The 18,091-nt window shown below is 57.6% G+C and carries 13 protein-coding genes, 2 pseudogenes and 1 other annotated feature; of the genes and pseudogenes, 9 read left to right on the top strand and 6 right to left on the bottom strand.

From position 1 onward, the window contains the following. The first annotated feature begins 149 nt into the window (after nt 1-149). Nucleotides 150-1,371 (top strand): annotated as a pseudogene (locus ACHMW6_RS18430) (IS3 family transposase). Then, nucleotides 431-547 (top strand) — a sequence feature (AL1L pseudoknot). Its footprint overlaps the pseudogene before it by 117 nt. Nucleotides 1,372-1,791: 420 nt before the next feature. On the opposite strand, the gene ACHMW6_RS18425 reads toward ACHMW6_RS18430, so the two are convergent. The 3 genes and pseudogenes from ACHMW6_RS18425 to istA form a co-directional block, all read right to left on the bottom strand. After that, nucleotides 1,792-2,412, bottom strand: coding sequence for a PEP-CTERM sorting domain-containing protein (locus ACHMW6_RS18425; protein WP_395398758.1), 621 nt, complete (start codon nt 2,410-2,412; stop codon nt 1,792-1,794). Between the two features lie 1,166 nt (nt 2,413-3,578). Beyond that, the gene (gene istB, locus ACHMW6_RS18420) at nt 3,579-4,319 is read right to left on the bottom strand and encodes an IS21-like element helper ATPase IstB (RefSeq protein WP_395408644.1); all 741 of its coding nucleotides are present in this window, start codon (nt 4,317-4,319) and stop codon (nt 3,579-3,581) included. After that, nucleotides 4,216-5,972, bottom strand: a pseudogene (gene istA / locus ACHMW6_RS18415) (IS21 family transposase). The gene istB and the pseudogene istA overlap by 104 nt, the downstream one beginning before the upstream one ends. Nucleotides 5,973-6,427: 455 nt before the next feature. On the opposite strand from istA, the gene ACHMW6_RS18410 reads away from it, so the two are divergent. The 6 genes from ACHMW6_RS18410 (at nt 6,428) to ACHMW6_RS18385 (ending at nt 13,589) form a co-directional block, all read left to right on the top strand. Next, complete coding sequence (locus ACHMW6_RS18410) at nt 6,428-6,775, top strand: hypothetical protein (protein ID WP_395398756.1); 348 nt, start codon at nt 6,428-6,430, stop codon at nt 6,773-6,775. A 1,486-nt stretch (nt 6,776-8,261) separates the two neighbouring features. Further along, nucleotides 8,262-8,678, top strand: a complete 417-nt coding sequence (locus ACHMW6_RS18405) for a CopG family transcriptional regulator (RefSeq protein ID WP_395398754.1) — start codon at nt 8,262-8,264, stop codon at nt 8,676-8,678. Nucleotides 8,679-8,691: 13 nt separating this feature from the next. Beyond that, nucleotides 8,692-9,852, top strand: a complete 1,161-nt coding sequence (locus ACHMW6_RS18400) for an alpha/beta hydrolase family esterase (RefSeq protein WP_395398752.1) — start codon at nt 8,692-8,694, stop codon at nt 9,850-9,852. A gap of 1,014 nt (nt 9,853-10,866) precedes the next feature. Further along, nucleotides 10,867-12,171 (top strand): cation:proton antiporter, encoded by a 1,305-nt coding sequence (locus tag ACHMW6_RS18395; RefSeq protein WP_395398750.1) that lies wholly within the window; start codon nt 10,867-10,869, stop codon nt 12,169-12,171. A 516-nt stretch (nt 12,172-12,687) separates the two neighbouring features. Beyond that, nucleotides 12,688-13,224: a hypothetical protein gene (locus tag ACHMW6_RS18390; RefSeq protein WP_395398748.1), complete on the top strand. Its 537-nt coding sequence runs from the start codon at nt 12,688-12,690 to the stop codon at nt 13,222-13,224. 47 nt (nt 13,225-13,271) lie between these two features. After that, nucleotides 13,272-13,589 carry a hypothetical protein gene (locus ACHMW6_RS18385; protein ID WP_395398746.1) on the top strand — a complete coding sequence of 106 codons (318 nt, stop codon included), beginning with the start codon at nt 13,272-13,274 and terminating at the stop codon, nt 13,587-13,589. 364 nt (nt 13,590-13,953) lie between these two features. Here ACHMW6_RS18385 and ACHMW6_RS18380 read toward each other — a convergent pair whose 3' ends face one another. From ACHMW6_RS18380 to ACHMW6_RS18370, 3 genes are all read right to left on the bottom strand, one after another. Further along, nucleotides 13,954-14,154 carry a hypothetical protein gene (locus ACHMW6_RS18380; protein ID WP_395398744.1) on the bottom strand — a complete coding sequence of 67 codons (201 nt, stop codon included), beginning with the start codon at nt 14,152-14,154 and terminating at the stop codon, nt 13,954-13,956. A 151-nt stretch (nt 14,155-14,305) separates the two neighbouring features. Continuing rightward, nucleotides 14,306-14,608 (bottom strand): transcriptional regulator, encoded by a 303-nt coding sequence (locus ACHMW6_RS18375; protein WP_395398742.1) that lies wholly within the window; start codon nt 14,606-14,608, stop codon nt 14,306-14,308. Between the two features lie 129 nt (nt 14,609-14,737). Then, entirely contained in the window at nt 14,738-15,007 is a 270-nt protein-coding gene (locus ACHMW6_RS18370) for a hypothetical protein (protein WP_395398740.1), read from the bottom strand. 1,375 nt (nt 15,008-16,382) lie between these two features. On the opposite strand from ACHMW6_RS18370, the gene ACHMW6_RS18365 reads away from it, so the two are divergent. Together ACHMW6_RS18365 and ACHMW6_RS18360 are read left to right on the top strand one after the other, a co-directional pair. After that, nucleotides 16,383-16,592 (top strand): cold-shock protein, encoded by a 210-nt coding sequence (locus ACHMW6_RS18365; protein WP_395398738.1) that lies wholly within the window; start codon nt 16,383-16,385, stop codon nt 16,590-16,592. A gap of 1,130 nt (nt 16,593-17,722) precedes the next feature. Beyond that, nucleotides 17,723-18,070, top strand: coding sequence for a hypothetical protein (locus tag ACHMW6_RS18360; protein ID WP_395398736.1), 348 nt, complete (start codon nt 17,723-17,725; stop codon nt 18,068-18,070). Nucleotides 18,071-18,091 lie beyond the last annotated feature (21 nt).

The following is an 18,091-nucleotide window of genomic DNA, read 5'->3' as shown; positions in this document are numbered from 1 at the left end:
CGCTCTCCAGAGAACCCAGACCAAGTTTTAACTCGATCCACACTGCGAACTTTCCAGGCTAGCACATTTCGAATGCTCGAGCTATTGGCATTTGATATTGAACCGGCCCGGAAATCTGAGAGGCTCCAATCTTTGAGAGAATGGAGTCTATGAACAAGAAATCTGCACGATACTCCCCGGAAGTGATGGAACGCGCTGTGCGTATGGTCGAGGAATCGGTCAGCCAGCACGATTCGCAGCGGGCCGCGATTATGTCCATCGCCAACAAGATCGGCTGCACACCCGAGGCGCTGCGGGGTTGGGTGCGGCAACATGAAACTGATGCGGGTCTGCGGGCCGGCCCCACGACGAGCGAGCAAGAACGAATCTGTGCCTTGGAGCGAGAAGTAAAAGAGCTGCGCAAGACCAATGAGATCCTGCGTCTGGCCAGTGCTTTTTTCGCCCAGGCGGAACTCGACCGCCGCTTCAAGCCGTGATTGCTTTCATCGATCAGCACAGAGGTAATTACGGCGCTGAGTGGCTTCGCAAACTGCTTCAGGTTGCGCCATCCAACTATACTGGCGCCATGCCGCGCTGAAGCGCAATCCGGCGCTGCGCTGCGCCCGTGCTCATCGTGACGACTTTTTGAGTGCTCACATTCGCCGTGTGTGGGAAACCAACTTCCGGGTCTACGGAGCCGAGAAGGTCTGGCGCCAATTGTTGCGTGAGCGGTTTGAGGTGGCTCGCTGCACCGTAGAGCGCCTGATGCGTCGCGATGGGCTGCGTGGTGTGATACGCGGCAAAGTCATACGCACCACGGTGCGCGACGCGGCAGTGCCATGCCCGCAAAACCGAGTTGATGCCAATTCCGTGCTGATCGTCGCAACCTGGGTGTCTGACTTCACGTACGTGTCGACCTGGCAGGGCTTTGTCTATGTGGCCTTCGCCATTGATGTCTTCGCCCGCCGCATCGTCGGCTGGCGCGTCAGCAGCTCGATGCGCACGGACTTCTTGTTGGACGCGCTAGAGCAGGCGCTGTACGCTCGTCAGCCGGAGCGCGATGATGCATTGATCCACCATAGCGACAGGGGCTCGCAATATGTCTCGATTCGCTACCGTGAGCGCTTGGCCGAGGCGGGTGTCGAGCCGTCGGTCGGCATTAAAGGCGACAGCTATGACAACGCCCTGGCCGAGACCATCAACGGTTTATACAAAGCCGAGCTGATTCACCGCCGCGCTCCCTGGAAGACCCGCGAAGCCGTCGAACTAGCAACGCTGGAATGGGTGTCTTGGTTTAACCATCACCGATTACTGGTACCGCTTGGCCACATCCCGCCTGAAGCTGAATTGAATTACTATCGTCAACTTTCGAGTCAAGCCATCCCGGCCTGACTCAAACCAAGGGGCCTCTCAAAATCCCGGGCCGGTTCACCCCCTCCAATGCCTGTCCTTGATGGCGACTGGTGCCTGCCGTCTTGCTTCGCCTTGAGCTGGCTAGGGTGTAACGCCGCTCTTGGCCCACGAGGTGGTGCGTAATGATTGCGACTTGAGGTTGGGGGCTGGTCGCCTGCCATGCACCTGGCTGCGGAAATGGTAACAAGCGATGCTGTTCGTCGCTGAAGAAGCGATGCTGGTCGAAGCTGAAGCAACTACCGTTGGGCTCACCGCCCGCGCTGCTGGACGCATGTCACTTTTCTTGGTAGCTGCCTGTGAACTAAAGGTTGGCGCGGGCAGGCCGGCGGGTGGCCAAATCAGTATCGGGCCGGCACGCGAATCCGCGACTACGTTAAAGACTACTACTGCAGTGAATGATTACTCGTCACGACGACGGCGCGCGATGGCGCCGACCAGGCCTAAACCTGCCAGGAGCATGCCATAAGTTGCCGGTTCAGGAACTGGCGTGGTTGCCGCGTCGCGGCCAAAGATCGTCGCATTCGAGAAATCAGGATTGCTCCCGTTATTGCCAACGGTCCAGTTCATACGCCAGGTACCGTCCAAGGTCTGGCCGGCTGCAATGTTTTGGTTATCGAACAACCAGGCTCCGCCTTGATTGCCGGCATGGAGGGCAAACACCAGGTCCAATTGCATTCCCGTGGCGCCGGTGTTAGTTACGGTCCATGTGCCGTTGCTGCCGGAACCTGTGAGCGTGAACTCCAATGGCCCCGTCGTACTGAATGGCGGGCTGCCATCCTTCTTGCCAAGCAGGTCCCAGGTAGAGCTGCTGCCGAACGCATTGAAAGTAGTGCCAAACCCGCTGGTGTCACCGTTTGGACCTGACTGTGGATTCCATCCTGCCTGATAGGCAAAGGCATCCGCCACTTTTCCAGCTAGCGTTACATCGTTTACAGACGCCGTGCCGATGTCGGCAAAGGCGCTACCCGTGATCAGGCATGCGGCAGCCGCCGTAGCCAATTTCTGAGATATTTTCTTCATTGCAACCCCTTGTTAGCAAGATCAACATTAGAAGGCGCCAGATCGTGCAGCGCCGTCGCCAAGGCGCAGGCAAATAAATGCCCAAACCGAATGTTGCCAATCAATATCAATATGACAACACCATGGGACGGTAGCACGAAAATAGCGGGAGGGCCGCTATGCAGACGCGGTAATTCCGCGGACAAACTAAAATAGGATTTGCATATGGCGGCAACGCTACGGCAAGGTCTTTTCCATTTAATCCACATGACAACCTCGCGGGATTCTTGAGCAAGGGAGGCTCTTAGGACTTGAGCCCGCTTCAGCAGGCCGGTTTGTTGGCCGTTTCCTGATTTGCGTCGATGGAGCAAAACAACAGGTCTCGCATCTTTTTGTTCTCGCGCCAGGCGGTAAACAGATGCGTATCTCAGGAATTTGAGTCACGCGTCGATGCCAACGGTGTTGGATCCGTGCGCGTCCTCAGTCTCCTTTTCTTGTGCCACTGATTGCTGCCCTCGTGAGCGGGCTTCTTTTTCGTAAATTGCTTGCTTGCCAAGCGTGCGCTTCACCACCGGCGTAGGGGCTAGGGTGAATCAAAGAGTACCGACATAAGTCAGGTACAGAACGGGACGATGGGCGTTCCCGGGTCGCTTGCTCTTCCGCATATAAAAAATTCTCGGCCTGCAAAGGCATCGGCTCGCATCTGCGGGCCTCTTTGTGCCGGTCGGTCACGGACCATGTCGTCCAAACTGACTGATCTACGCTTTCGACTGAATACCCAAGATGAAATTTCGGGAGGAGCTCTGCAGATTGCCTTCAGCGCAGTCGGATAGCTGGGTTTGGATGATCCTTGGCAGTGCAGCTTATGACAGTGCTGCAAACGAAAAACGCTATAAATCATATAAAAGGTTAAGCTCAGTGGAACAGCAGCCGTTGGAATGGCGCGAGTGGCGGGAACTGACGAAGAAGTGCTATGCACCATTTCGAGGCTGGCCTACCCTTGAGATGCGGACCTATTGGAAGCAAGGTTTCTCTCCGTTCGATGCGGCGAATGCAGCATGTGTGCGGCGAACCAGATTGCCGTAGAGCCCCCGTTGGCCAGGTTAAATTCCTCCACCTTTGGCCAGGTCAAATTCCCCCAGGCAGGACAGTCCGGATTGTAGTTCATGTTCCTGCCGCCGGCCTTGTCAGTCCTGCTTGACGTCGGCAGACGTCAAGCGCGTAAGCCGCGACGCTGCCTCCTTCAGTCGGTAGCTTTTTCCCTCGAACTCCAGGATCTGCGCCCTGTGCATGAGCCGATCCAAGATGGTGGTCGCCATCGTGTTGTCGCCAAGGTACTTGCCCCAGTCCTGCACGACCCGGTTGGAGGTCACCACGATGCTGCGCTTGAGTTTGTAACGCTGGTGCACTAGCGTCTGCAGCAGCTCACCGGCCTTGTCGCCGATACGGCGCGCCAGGAACAGATCGTCGAGGACCAGAAGATCGGCGTCGATCAAGGTACGTAGCTGCTGCCGTTGTTCGGCATCGCCACCCAGCGCATAGGCCGCGAACGCGCCGTCGGCCTCCAGGTAGCGCACGTTGTGCCCCTGCAGCGTGGCCTGGTAGGCCACCGCCTTGGCGATGTGGCTCTTGCCGGTCCCTGGCCTGCCGATGATCAGGGCGTTCTGCCCCTCGGCGACGAACTTGAGGGTGTGCAGCTCGAAGCAGGCGGCCCGTGGCAGCTTGGGGTTGAAACGCCAGTCGAAGTCGGCCAGCGACATCCGTTCATCCAGTCCGCTTTGCTGGAAGCGCCGTTCCATCAGGCGCGAACGGCGCCGGTCCAGTTCATCCTGCAGGATCAGCGAGAAGGTGTCGAGGAAGGGCTCCTGGTTGGCTTGGGCCTGCAAGATGCGGGTGTCGAGAGTGGCGCGGATGCCCGACAGACGCAGCTCGCGCAGGGCGCGCTCGATTTCGTTCATGCTCATGCTCATGGTGCCTCCGTGGTCGGTGTAATGGCGGCGCTGGCGTTCGCCGCGCGCGTGAACAGGTCGGCGTAGTCCTCGCCTTCGCGGATCAGTGGATGGTGCTGCTGCAGGTCCAGTTCGGCCTGGAGCGGCGCGTCGATCTTGGCCAGCGCCTGCGCCAGCAAGCGTTCGGTCAGGACCTTGATCGACTTGTAGTTGCGCACGTTCTCCTGCAAAGCCTGGGCGCAAGCCTGGTCGATCAGACGGCGCGGAAAGCGCTTGGCCAGACCCACCACGCCGCGCAGCTTGCGCTGGCCCACTCGCCCTTCATGCTCGAACCATTGCTGGCACAGGGCCAGCGCGGCGTCGCCGATGTCGCCGGCCTGGGCCAGGATGCGGCGCGTTTCGCGTGAGGGGTTGAAGGGCCGCTCATCGTCGGGCAGCAGCACGCTGCCGGGGCGCTGGGCGCGCGGATGCGTGCGCAATAGGGCCAGCGTGAAGCGGTCGCGGATCTCGACGTGGCGCTCGAACAGGCGCACTAGCACCCGGCTGCCGATCTTCGCCGGGCGCGCCGCGTAGCTGCTATGGTCGATGCGGATGCAGGTGTCGTCGGCGACGGTGCGCTCGCACTCGGTGTAATAGCCGAAGCCCTGCTGCGGCAACGCGCCGAGGTGGGCGCGTTCCTCCTGAAACATGGCCTCGACCTGGCGCTTTGCGCTGCCGTGGATGCGCGGCGCCGCCCACTTGATTTCCCATTGTTCGAGGAAGGCGTTCTGCTCCTCGATGGTCTCGAAGCGGCGTCCCTTGAGCGCGGTGCTCTGGGTGTGCTGGATCGCGTTTTCGACCGTACCCTTGCGGTTTGGGTCACGCACCCTGGCCGGGTCGGCGACGACGCCGTAGTGGGCCAGCACGTCCCTGTAGACGGGGTTCAGCTCCGGTTCGTACAGGTCGGGCTTGATGACGCCTTCCTTGAGGTTGTCGAGCACGACGTAGGCCGTGGTGCCGCCGAAGTACCGGAAGGCCTGCTCGTGCAGTTGGGCCCACGTTTCCTTCGATGATTTCCAGACCACACGCCGGAAGCAGCGCCGCGAGTAACGCAGGGTCATGACGAACAGGCGTGGCCGCCGGTATCGGTCGCTGCCGGCGATGCGCGTCAGCGCGCCCTCGCCGTAGTCGACCTGGGCTTCCTCGCCGGGCGCGAACTCAAGGCGGTCGAACTGCTCCGGATCGCGCTGCACCAGACGGCCGGCGAAGCGCTTGACGCTGTTGTAGCGGCCCGTGAAGCCGAATTGGTCGACCAGGTCCTGATAGATCGCCGTGTAGTTGCGGCGAAGGCGCAGCTGGGCCTCGATGAAGGCACGGTGTGGTTCGCACAGGGACTGCGGGCCGGTATCTGGAGCCGGTGGCCGGGGTGGGGGGAATTTCAAGCGGGGCGCCGGTGGCCGGGGTGGAGGAATTTGCTGTCGCTGATCCGGCGGCCAGGGTGGGGGAATTTGGTTCCGGCCCGGTCGTGCCCAGCGCCAGGCGGCGGATGGTTTTTCGGTCCACCCCGGTCAGCCGCGCTATCTCGCGCTGGCTGGTGCCGGTTGCCAGCAGCGTGGCGACTGTGGTGCGTTTGTTTGGTTTCAAGACGTTCACCCTCCATGCTCCCCTTCGATGGTCGAAGGGGTAAGGTTACGTCCTGCCAGCGGGATTGCTCTCCGGGGACCGCCAGCCTACAGCAGCGCTACTCGGTCAGGAGGTGGGGGATTTTGACCCGGCCAGGGGTGGGGGATTTTGCCCGGCCAACGGGGTAGAGCCAAGCATAGCGAGCAGATTTGGGGCGTCGGCCAGTGTCAAAGTCCTGGTGCCCCCCATGGCCGTCGATTTGAAAAATATCCTGGATTGTTTCGACAGTATGGAAGCGTCTGCCGGACGCATACAAACCCAATTACAGCTGTCGTCAAGCGGTAGCGAATACCACGCCATCTTCTCCCTCAGGGCTGCGCCTCCTACGCGGGAGGGAGGTGTGCGCCTACGACTAGCGCCAGACACTCTAATACCATGTCTAAGCCCGCTATACAGGGGTATCACTTTCAAGACGGAGCAAGAACATGGAAACGAATAAAAGCCGTAGCGATAGCACTGAAACCCCTCGTTTGAAAAGCGCTGATGCAGCCGTGCCGGAAGATGCTGTGGAAGATATGGACGGGGATTCGCAACAGGAAGGCAATGCACAATCCGTGCGATCGGCGCAGCAAGGGTTCAGCGACCAGGAACAGGCTGCACAGGAAGAGACCCGGCGAGCAAACGGGGAACCTGATCGGGGAGATAGAGGTACCCGCCAGGATGATGAGTTGGGCGACGAAAACACTGTGGGAAAATCTGCCGAAACGCCCGATCATAGCAAGTGGCCATTTGCCCGGAGGCCAGTTGGCCAGGCGAGCAGCAGCGATGAGTAGTGAAGTCTCTCAACGGCGGGACGCCCGGGCGGCGTCCCGCCGAAGGGGAAGCGAATGGAAGTGCTACGGTAACGCAATCATGCGATCACATGTCTTGTGACCAATGAAGCGAAGGGCAAACCCAACATGAGTTGGAACTGTCATATCAGCATTGGACGAGGCAGCGGACAGGTTGTGACGCACTATCACATGTCGGTTTCAGCCTGGATGGTCAGCAGTGCCAAGACGCTTGGGCTGGAGTGCGCCATGCAGCACCTGGATGTGGCGTTCGAACCCCAAAAACTATGATGAACTGACGTGCTCCTCCAATTCAGGATGTGCCAGAATGTCCACTACGAACGCGGGCTGAGCTTCGGCTGGCGCTGTATGCGGCCGAGGCGGCGCCAGTCTTGACTTGCCGCGGCAGTCATCTGGCGTGCGCCACCTAAGGGAGGCACCCGAGGCTGTCTCATTGCAGCGCAGGATATTAGCGGTCGCGAATGAATTTTCCGCGGAAGGTGTAACTGAGCGGACGAGTAGATTGCTCCTGCGTATCGTTTGGCCCTTCGGACCAGGTGCTGCGTAGTCCAACGCAAGGCGGTACATTTCGACGCTCACTAGGATTCAGCGATAGCACGCGCGCGATGGTTTCGTCGGGAAACTTCATATTCTTGAGGTACCTGGAAGCGTAGGATTGTCCGTGCGTCTGCATCAATAGCACAGCATGCTCAATGTCGGCCGCACGGCCGTTCTTCCGCCGTCGCTCTATACTCTTTCGCATAACGTGACCTCCAGATTGACGGGAAACTCGTGTCCGGTCAATTACAGGCGGTACCGTTACACGAAGTTCTCTTGATGGATTCATTATGCGCTCATATTGAAAACAAGGGCGCTGGAATGCGGTGGCCTGCTGAAAGATCGCGCAAGCCATTCTCACAACCAGCAGCCTGGCTAGCGGTGCACATGCAGCCAGAGATGCAGTGCCGCGATGCGCTTCGCGCGTGTAAATGGCCGAGTATCAACGTCAGGCAACGATGTCACTGGTCCATTACTGACTAGGGCTGTCACGCGTCGCGTAAAGGCAGCGTGGACGCCGACCTGCCACCATAGGCAAAGATGCGGCAGTCAATTTCGTGGGTCACCTCGCACACGTGATGTGGGCAGGCACTGCCATGCTTTCTGATCAGCAACGAGCCTCCAACTCGCGACTTGAACCGCCTGCTTTCTGGTTTGCAGGCCATGATACCCGGGTTCTGCATTAGCAGAGTACGTGCGGCGCCAGGCCCTGCACAAGCTAACGCCTGCCACTTCTCCCGGGCCAGGACCTTCGCGCTCGCTCGCTGACAATCAACCTGAGCCACATCGGTTTCGAATTGATCGGCGTTGCTAAAAGCGATGATCTGGCGGCAGATGCAGACGTTCGGCAAGTTCACTGCTGCGCGTCAAGAGAAAAGACCATCTTGATTTTAACGATTGATACTCCATATGGAGTATCGAGGGAGGATATATGAAGATCGTTGACATTAAGTCCAAGTTGCCTGACACCGACAAAGTCACCATCAATCTGGGCCTGGTGGACCTTGCCCAAATGGATCTGCTGGTGGGGGAGGGCTTCTACACCAATCGCACGGATTTCGTCCGCATGGCTGTTCGCAATCTATTGCAGCAGCATGCGGAGGCGATCCGATCGACTGTAGTGCGCAAACGGTTTGTGACTGGTCTGCAGCGCTATTCCCGCGCGGATTTAGAGCGCGTCGTAGCGACCGGAGAGCGTCTCGAAATCCACGTACTCGGACTGGCCACCATAGAAGATGATGTGAGCCCGGAGCTTGCCCGCGCTGCCATTGCATCGATCCAGGTACTAGGGGCATTTATCGCTTCACCCGCCGTCAGAGATGCCTTGGCTGACCGCACTCACACATAGGAATGGACAGACGATGAGTCCTTTTGAAAAATTTCTCGACCAGATGACGGCAGCTGCACGGCTTACCCAGGATAACGATCCGCGTGCGGCCACGCATGTTATCCAACAGGCGCTCAAGGCTGCTGGACTGCTTCCCACCCACGACGCTCCTCGCGGGGAGATGTCGGTCCCGGAGCCAATCGACCTGAACCCATTGCCAGAATGGCTGCAGAAAGCGCACTGCGCGAAGGATGTCGTGAGGGATGCGCCCCAGCGCTCGCGCAGGTATCCGCCAGCAATTGGGCGAGCCCGTATGCCTGCGTATGATCCGCGCGCGCCAGGCGAATTTCTACAAGGGTCATTCAACTCTGCCAAGGACCGGCTGGACTACAAGCTGTATGTGCCGTCCAGGCCGGCTACTACGCCTCGTCCGTTGATTGTGATGCTCCATGGCTGCACGCAGAATGCTGACGATTTTGCCGCGGGTACGGCAATGAATGTCCTGGCCGAGGCGCACGACTGTCTCGTGCTGTATCCGGAGCAGTCGCGCCAGGCAAATCCGACGCTGTGCTGGAATTGGTTTGAAGCGGAACAGCAGGGGAGAGAAAGCAGGGAGCCTTCACTGATCGCGGGGATGACGCGCGAGGTCACCGCGCGTTGGCAAGGAGATCAGCATCGCGTCTATGTGGCAGGCTTGTCGGCCGGCGGTGCGATGGCGGCGGTCATGGGCGCAACTTATCCCGACGTGTACGCCGCGATCGGTGTGCACTCCGGACTGCCTGTCGGCACGGCGCGTGACTTGGTGTCGGGCATGGCGGCCATGAAGAAGGCTCGTTCCGGGCGCGCCCGGGTGGCGGGCAAGGTCACCACGCCGGTACCGATCATAGTGTTTCATGGCGACATGGATGATAAAGTGCACCCGTACAATGGCGAGGCTGTGCTGGAGCAATTCCTGCATCCGGCGCAGGGATCGTGCAATGCTGCGCGTCGGCAGATACAGCATGGCGGTGAGGAGCTCGGTTTCACCCGGACAGAAATACTGGACAGCGCTGGCAGAGCCGTCGCGGAATACTGGCAGTTGCATCGCGCCGGCCATGCGTGGTCGGGTGGGAGCGCTGCAGGATCCTACACGAACCCGGCCGGCCCGGATGCGTCCGCCGAGATGCTACGGTTCTTCCTCAGTCAGGCGATCTGAGTGCCCGTGACGGTGACGCTACTGCGACCAAGCCCTGCAAGGGGATTTCCAGTGACAGGCGAGGCAGCGGCTCTGTCCCTCGGCCATTGGCCACTGGGTGGATCTTAAGTACAAGGGTAATTGGCAAACAGCAGAGCGGTGCACCCATTCCCAAGGCTCTATCACGAGTAATATTGGCCTATCATGCGGCTGCCGCCCGTACGAGCGCTTTGCAGCTTCAACCGTTTCTTCCACCAACCATAGTCCGATAAGGATGCCTTCGCCAACTCCACGCAATGCGCGTAATCTGGGGCTCGCTTGTCACATGGCGGGAGCGGCGGTTCGATCCCTTGCGCAATACAGTAGCGTATTGCCTCATTCAATTCTTCCTCGTCCAGTAATTGCTGGCATTTGGTTGAGTGAACTAATGCGAGATCTATGGCTGGCGAATCTTTGTCCATGTGAATGTATTAGCTGTGTTGTGCTGACTTAAGTGTACGCTCAAGACTGACAACTGTCTTCCGCGGGCCAGCAAGCGTAGATCAATTCCGCGAGAGAAGACGCGTAATATTTGGTAAACATCTATACTGCAGCGGCGCTGCTGCACCGTCGCGCGACCTGCGCTGTGTAAGCGGTTCGGCGTGGAAAATCGCCGCAAGTGAGCCTTTGAAATCATTTGCCTTTGATCCTAAATCGTTTCGGCCCCAAGGTGATCGGCTTCGCAGCACCCGAACTGGTTACGCTCGTCCGTTAGTGAAGCATTGCTTGCAGCATCTATGGTCAGAAGAGCTGAGGCCGCGCTGCGCACATGAGTTCCTCGGCAACAGTTTGTTGCTTTCAAACTAGCCGTTTTGCTTAACTGGATATCGTCTCACCGATCTCACGGCGGCCTTGTCTTGATCGACGGTCCACGCAATCGCCGCGCGGAATAGTTGTCGGGCCAGTGGCGTTTCGACCTTCGGCGATTTGGTCCGGGGCCGACTGATGACAGCATTGGGGCGAAGATTAGGAGCGCACTTCTAATGGAGATCTGCAATGTCGAACGCAACATGGGCACTTCTAGCCGGCTTGATCCTGATCGCAATGATGCTCATTGGGACGTTGGTATCGCGCCTGCCGCTCAGTGGCGCAATGATATATCTAGGGCTTGGCGTGTTGCTCGGTCCATACGGGATCGCTGTCATCGACCTGGCGCCAATTGCACATGCAGCGACGCTCGAGTTGATGACTGAAATCGCATTGCTGATCTCATTATTTTCTGTTGGATTGAAGCTCGAGGTGCCGATGCTAGACCGTCGGTGGATCGCGCCATATCGTTTGGCTTTCTTGTCGATGGCGTTGACGGTTGGCCTGATTGCTGCTGTGGGAATGTATGGATTGGGCTTGCCGCTTGGCGCCGCTATCTTGTTGGGGGCAATACTGGCACCGACCGATCCTGTTCTGGCCTCAGCGATTCAATCGGAGCCTGGTTCAGATCATGAGCCAACGCGGTTCAGTCTGGCAGGTGAAGGCGCTCTTAACGATGGCACGGCATTTCCGCTTGTCCTGTTGGGATTGGGAATGATGCAGTTGCATGATCTGGGCGACCTCGGTTGGCGCTGGTGGACGGTGGATCTGATATGGTCGACCATTGGCGGCGGGTTGATCGGCACACTTCTCGGTGCGGCGCTTGGCAAACTTGTTATCCATTTGCGAACGAGGCATCACAGTGCGGTTGGCATGGACGAGTTTCTTTCGCTAGGTGTCATAGCTGTCTCATTTGGTGCCGCACAACTTTGTCTGGCGTCGGGTTTTTTGTCAGTATTCTTTGCCGGCCTCGCGCTGCGACGGGCGCGGAATTTTCCGCTGGCTGGAACGGCACCCCTGGGACGGATTCCCGGCGAGCACCAACCGGACGTTGAGGACGCTGCTACCCATTCACATCATGCCAGCGGCGTCATGACGCGCGCTGTGCTTGGTTTCAATGAGCAGCTTGAAAGGATCGCTGAGCTTGGCGTTGTCCTGATGATCGGCACCATGTTGCCTTATATTGCTAGTGCCAGCAGCCTGTGGTGGTTTATCCCGCTGCTGTTTTTGATTGTGCGCCCTGCATCGATCTTGCTAGGAATGGCTGGCTCAACTGTTCCTTTGCACAGACAGGCGCTTGTTGGATGGCTTGGAATCCGTGGGATTGGTTCGGTTTACTACCTCATGTTCGCGCTCAATCACGGGGTGTCGGGAGGGATTGCACAACAGTTCGTCACATTGACTTTAGGGGTCGTCACTGCGTCGATTCTGGTTCACGGCATTACCGTGCAACCGCTGATGAAGTGGTTTGAAAGGCGGCGCTATCAGCAATGACGGCAGTTGGGCCTGCGCGTCCCGTCACGGACTGCGCGGCAGGCGACGAGCCGCGCGCTAGCATGAGCCGGCGAGCTTCCATTGAATCACGGCCAATTCGTTGGCAGACGCGCGACGGCGCGCCCGCCCGATGAGAAGCAGTTGCGGGTAATCGTAAGGTGCCTGGGATGCTGAATTCGTTAGGTCATTGCAGCTTGTGAGCGTATAGTGGGTAGTTGGCCCCCGCCGCCATTGCCATTTTTTACCGGTCTTCCTCGGCGCGGCAGTGAATATGCAATCGCCCCAAGGCCCGAGGGCGTCGTGGGAACCACACATGCGCACCTTACGCGCCTCCGGTACTGCGCCGGGAAGGGGCACTTGCTCGTCGCCACCTCCTTCCTAGGATGAGCCCGAAATCGAGTGATGGAGAGCGCTATGCGCCGTCAAACGACTTCGTGGTTTCAAGGATGGAAAATTACCCTAAGATGTTCCCAGTTCAATTGTCACGATGGAAGGATCAGGTTTGCATCCACCGTCTTGCTTAAAACCCTGTCACCACCGTCGGACGGGAGCGGTCCGTACTGGCCTGACAAGATCAGGCGTACCATCATTTTCCCAGAGAATGCCTTTGACACGCGAGAAGAAGCCAATAATGATGCGGCTGCAAAAGGTCAACGCCAAGTTTTAGCACTGAATGAGGCCCCGGACTGCTGCGAGAGCAAGAGCATGGGCAGTCCGCGTGATACGTTGGCACGCCAGGATTCGGATGAAAACCTGGCTGCGCGCTTTGAGATCTCTTTCGATGGAAAACGGTACGTGTTCCGTCAGTACCAATACGAATTGTTCCGGGATGCGTTGCGCTATGCGGTTGTGGAATATGGCAAGGATGGCTTCGTGCGTGACCTGTCGTTTCGGCCAAGCTGGCAGGTGGCATTTCATCCGACTGACGATGATGAAACCATCATGAAACGACATGGCATCGTGTATGTCGAGGGGCACTATCTGTATGGTGGTTATCGATACGACCAATTGTTCGATGCCATCGCCTTCGCCGCAGGTCATCCGAACTTGTAGTCTGCTCGGAAGTCTCACGCCTTTCCGTGCCCCAATAGGGAGCTCTCATGAAGTTGAATTTTGTGGTCCGACCTGGTGTCGAGGCCCATCTCCACGTTTCTGTATTGCAGACGATGGCGCAGATATCGATTTGGGCCGTCCACTCCCTGTTCGGTGAGTTCAAGTATTCGGTGGAATTTCCCGGAAGCCTTTGGCACAATGAAATGAGCGAGTCTGCCAAATGTGATGACGCTGCGCGCATTGCCATCGCGCACTGGCTTGGCAATGGTGTTCATCAGTTGGACGCCCTGCACCTGGTCTGTAATCAGGACACCCCGCGCTGGAGCGGTCATTGGACCGGTCGGGCCGTGTGCAGCCAACAATAACTGGGCATTTGCGCCGATGCCTGCCGAGTCGAACCGTAACCTGCTCTGCAGGCCGGGCCGATCGTTTGCGCGCATGCACTCCGTTCGAGCGGAGCACGCCATTCGATCACTGTGGTCTGCGCTTCACATCACTCGGCGTGAGGGCCTTCTGACTAGCTCTTGTGGATGAGGTGTCGGTACCGAGGCGCTGGGCACCTGACGTTGCGTCTACTGGCCTCGATACCGGGCGCGCAACGTGATGATGAGCAGCAGTTGAGTGAAGGCTTCAACCTAATTTCATAGAAATATCTTGAGCAATGCGGGGATGTAAAAGCGACAGGTCGCAGGCAGTGCCTGACGCCTGCTTGTTTGCATGGACTGGCATCTATTCTTTCCACGATTTCAAGCGACGAGGAAATCCTCCGATCGACAGTACCCGTTCTACGACCGTTAACGGAACGCATCGGGAGAGCAAATATCGCCGCGCCTCTGCAAGCCCAATGATGCCGCGCAGGGCGATGCCGTATTGAACGAGCTCAGCGGTCAAAATATCTTCTCGTCGGATTACTTTAGTCAGGTTGCTCATTTGCGAGGTGCCTCAAGTTACTGAAGTATTGCACAGTAAAAGGGGATTGCCATATAGGTAGCCCCTACGAAGGACTGGCGTGGCACAGACCTGCCTGCAGTGTGATTGCCAGATTCTTGACGCCGCAGCGTCGGCATAACCATGCTGGAGGTTATGTCGCGCTTGGGCGTCGCGTTAAGGGACGTGCTTTCCGTGAGCTCTGGTCGAGAAAGGCGCCACTCCTGACGTCATTACGAAACAACATTAGCCAGGAGTTGCCGTCGCCAATGACGTATTGCTTTGTTTGACCAGTCGATTCGCGGCAGATGGTCAATTCACCCTGCAATGCCTGAATTTCGTCGGTTTTGGGATCCGTTGTGTCTGTAGCCTTCAGCGAAAATTCATTAGGCGGCAATCGATTCTCGCGTAGGATATGCTCGAACTCGGCGAGCTCCTCCGCTTCAATCAGTTCCATACAACCTCCATTGATGATGCATCCTTGTATCGGCACACGCATTGAATCCCATGCGCAGTCATTTGTGGCGGCCCCTCTAGACACTTCGATCGCCCATTTGGCGGCTGGGTGCATCGAGCCGGTAGAGAGCTACGCGTCCGAGGACGAATCGAGGAGGTCGTCTAACGATCGCACATAAAGCCCCGTAATGTGATTCGCCTCAAAGAACGCTATCGCTTGCGCCGTACGATCTGCGCCGGGCTCAGCGTTCACGATCAGGTACTGGCTGTCTACATCGCACCCAAGAATTGAATCCATGAGATCCGCAATCATTGGTTCCTTGGGGAGCGCCATGTAGACCAGACCGGGGCTGCCATCCGAGCGGTAATAGGAGGCTTTCCACTGCAGCATATTTTCCATATAAACCCCATCTCAAGCACGGAGCATCTGCGCCCGAGTGACATACAACAAGGCCCAGGTGTTGCCGCTCGCAATAGAATGCGAAGAACATCCTTCGCAGTACCGCATGTGGCGCGGGCTGAATTAGGAATTTTCGGTTTGGCCGCCGGCCTTCTTTCACCGCTACTTTGCTTGATAGAGTACTCGCGTGACCGTGGCCGCCTTCTTCAGGCTATACATCCCAAGTAAGCTCTCAGCGTATTCGCGGCTTTCTATTTGGAGTGAGTACACGGCAGATTCGCAAATCAGTTCCGGTACAACAATAACGCGCCGCATGGCGGCGAGGTGGCCGCATCCGCGCCCGCCTGCCTGCACGCTGCAGTGTTCGCTTCCTACCCCAGTGGCTCCTGGTACGGTAAGCCCGCGTTGAATGGGGCGGGCATCACTACTTCGGCGCGGACCGTGCGGGGACAGTACGCGTATCAGAATTTGTGCGGAAATTGAACGCTTGCGTAAATAATGCCAAGCCGGCACCCGCCCCTTTACATTGTTGAGCCGAAGCGCCGACGTGACAAGCTTGGCCGCTTCGCTATCCCGGCGCCGGTCATCGTTTCTGCTTGCTGATGTAATTGGTGTCATCGGAGCTACCTCATTGCCTGCGCTTCGTATGCAGCATGTCTTTCTTCGCTCGCTTCGATCTCATTTGACCCATCGTCGATCAACGAGACAGCGCACTCCACTGCAGAGGCGATAGCGGTCACAGCGTCGCAGTCAAGCACGCTTTCCATGTAGTCGGCATCGTAGCGATACCGATGTCGGAATTGCGGCGACGAACGCTGGCCGCGTGGAGAGGGGGATGAATTGGGCATGGCAGTCTCCGTCGAGCTAAAAAGTGTTGCACGCGAGCGGAGCAAGGAATGATGGGATTTACGGGATTGCCTGTGCGATGAGGCCAGGCAAGGCAGAGCCCATATTGAGAACAGGCGCGAGGGTGCGATACACCTACTATACGCGCTTGCACAGCGCGCACGTTGGATGCGATTAAATATTTATTTGGTTCTTTCGGGGACAGCGCCGGCGCTTTGCTGAAGTAGTGGCGCTGAGGATACTGGCCGCACACTGATGTTGTTTGCAGGTCGCTGTATCTGGCGGCGTTCGAAGCTCCCCAGCGGCCGGGGTGCGGTTTGGGAAATCAGCCGACTGCCAAATAAATGCGAAATGATTAGGAAAACCGACGGTTATCCTGTATGGTGACTCTGGCACTATATCAAGTCGTCTTATTGTTGGTCCCTCTCTCCTGTCTCGCCGTCGCGCGGTCCTGTTTGATGCCCTCCGTTATCCCTCTTGGTCAAATGTGCGCCCGGGCGTCTTGCCCATGCATTTGAAAGGACTAAAAATGACTACCCAAACCGGAACAGTAAAATGGTTCAATGACGCCAAAGGTTTTGGCTTTATCACCCCGGACTCAGGCGGTGCTGATCTATTTGCACACTTCCAGGACATCCAATCGGCTGGTTTCAAGAGTCTGTCCGAGAACCAACGCGTTTCGTTCGAGCGCGCGAACGGTCCCAAAGGTGAAAAGGCGAGCAACATTCGTCTTATTTGAAATACGCATGTGAGGTTGGGCGTTCTCGTTGAGGCGTGGAGCGCCAATACCTAAGGCCGACCAATCGCCGCACGGCGCTACTTGTTGGCCTCACCCTTCCATTACCCGACTAGCGCTGGCGCGCAATATCAGCGCATGCAAAAGAGAAATGCCTCGCGGCAGTCAATGCGATCGCCGCAGGCACTATAGTGCCGAGGAGACTGCCCTTTTCAGGCCGAATACGATTCCGGCCAGTGCTGTCCAGGTGAACCCGCCTGCTGAACTAGAGCGCTCTGACAGGCTAACTCCCGCGGAGCCGGCACGACAAGCTTCTAGTGCGAGGTTTGCACCTACCATATCAATTCCATGTTCGTCGGCGTCAGCGACTCCAGTAATGCATGCCAGATCGACGGTAACGTTGATTCGATTACTGCACGCGAGGATCGCATTGCAGCCGGCGAGGCACAAGCGATGCAGCATTCGGCGGGGTGAGCACAAGTTATGCCGAGTATTGCGCTGCAGGGTTGTCACTGCGCTCATTAGTGAAGTTGACGCAATGTGAGGCTTGACACCTGGCGCTCGGGTACGACGGGTATCTTAAAGCCTTTCCGCGAATTCGTTAGGTTATTGCGTTCTGTGCGCGTATAGTGGGTCACAGGTACTTAGCCAATAGGGCGTTTTCTGCCCATCTCCCTCTGCACCGTAGAGCACAGAAAATGGCCACAGCATCAAGCGTCGCCTTCATGTGCGCCGCAGCTGCAATAGGTCTGTCGATATCGTATTACTCCGGAATGCAGGACTTGCTCGTCACCACCTCCTTCCCGAAAATGTCCTGACGGCGAGCGGAGGAGCATTGCAATGCATCGACGAACACCATCATGGTTCCGTGGTTGGAAGATCATGCTGCGATGCGCAGAATTCAGGTGCCAGGATGGCACGGTGAGATACGCGTCAACGGCAATACTCAAATACATGCCACCGCCAACCGATTCCACTAGCTTGCATTGGCCCGACAAGATCAAACGGCTTATCGTGTTCCCAGAGGATGCATTCGGTACTCGGGAAGATGCTGATCTGGATGCGGTAGCACATGCGCGCAGACAGATTCTGAGTTTTTGAATGCATTCAATAGATCCTGATTGGAGTACCACATGTTGAGCACGTATGAAATTGGCGGGCCCCAGCAAATGGACGAAAGTCTTGGGGCGCGCTTCGAAATATCCTTCGATGGAAAACGGTATGCGTTCCGGCAGCACCGCTACGACCAATTTGCCGATGCGTTGCGTTATGCCGCCTCGGAGCACTTCAAAGACGGCTTTCTACCTGATGATGCGTTCCAGGCGCACTGGGAGGTCCCTTATCGCCCTTCTGATCTGGAGGAGGAGCTGATGAAGTTGCATGGTGTCGTATATGTCGCTTGCCGCTTTCTCTATGGCGGCTATCGCTACGAGAAGCTGTGCGACGCAGTCGCATTTGCCACTGCACATCCGAATTTGTAGGCTCTTGGATTTGAAGGACGA

Origin of the sequence: Pseudoduganella sp. UC29_106 (genome assembly GCF_044055365.1) — a bacterium.
Classification (GTDB): Bacteria; Pseudomonadota; Gammaproteobacteria; order Burkholderiales; family Burkholderiaceae_D; genus Rugamonas.
The sequence above is the reverse complement of the archived record's forward strand: the minus strand, read 5'-3'. Positions and strand labels throughout refer to the sequence as shown.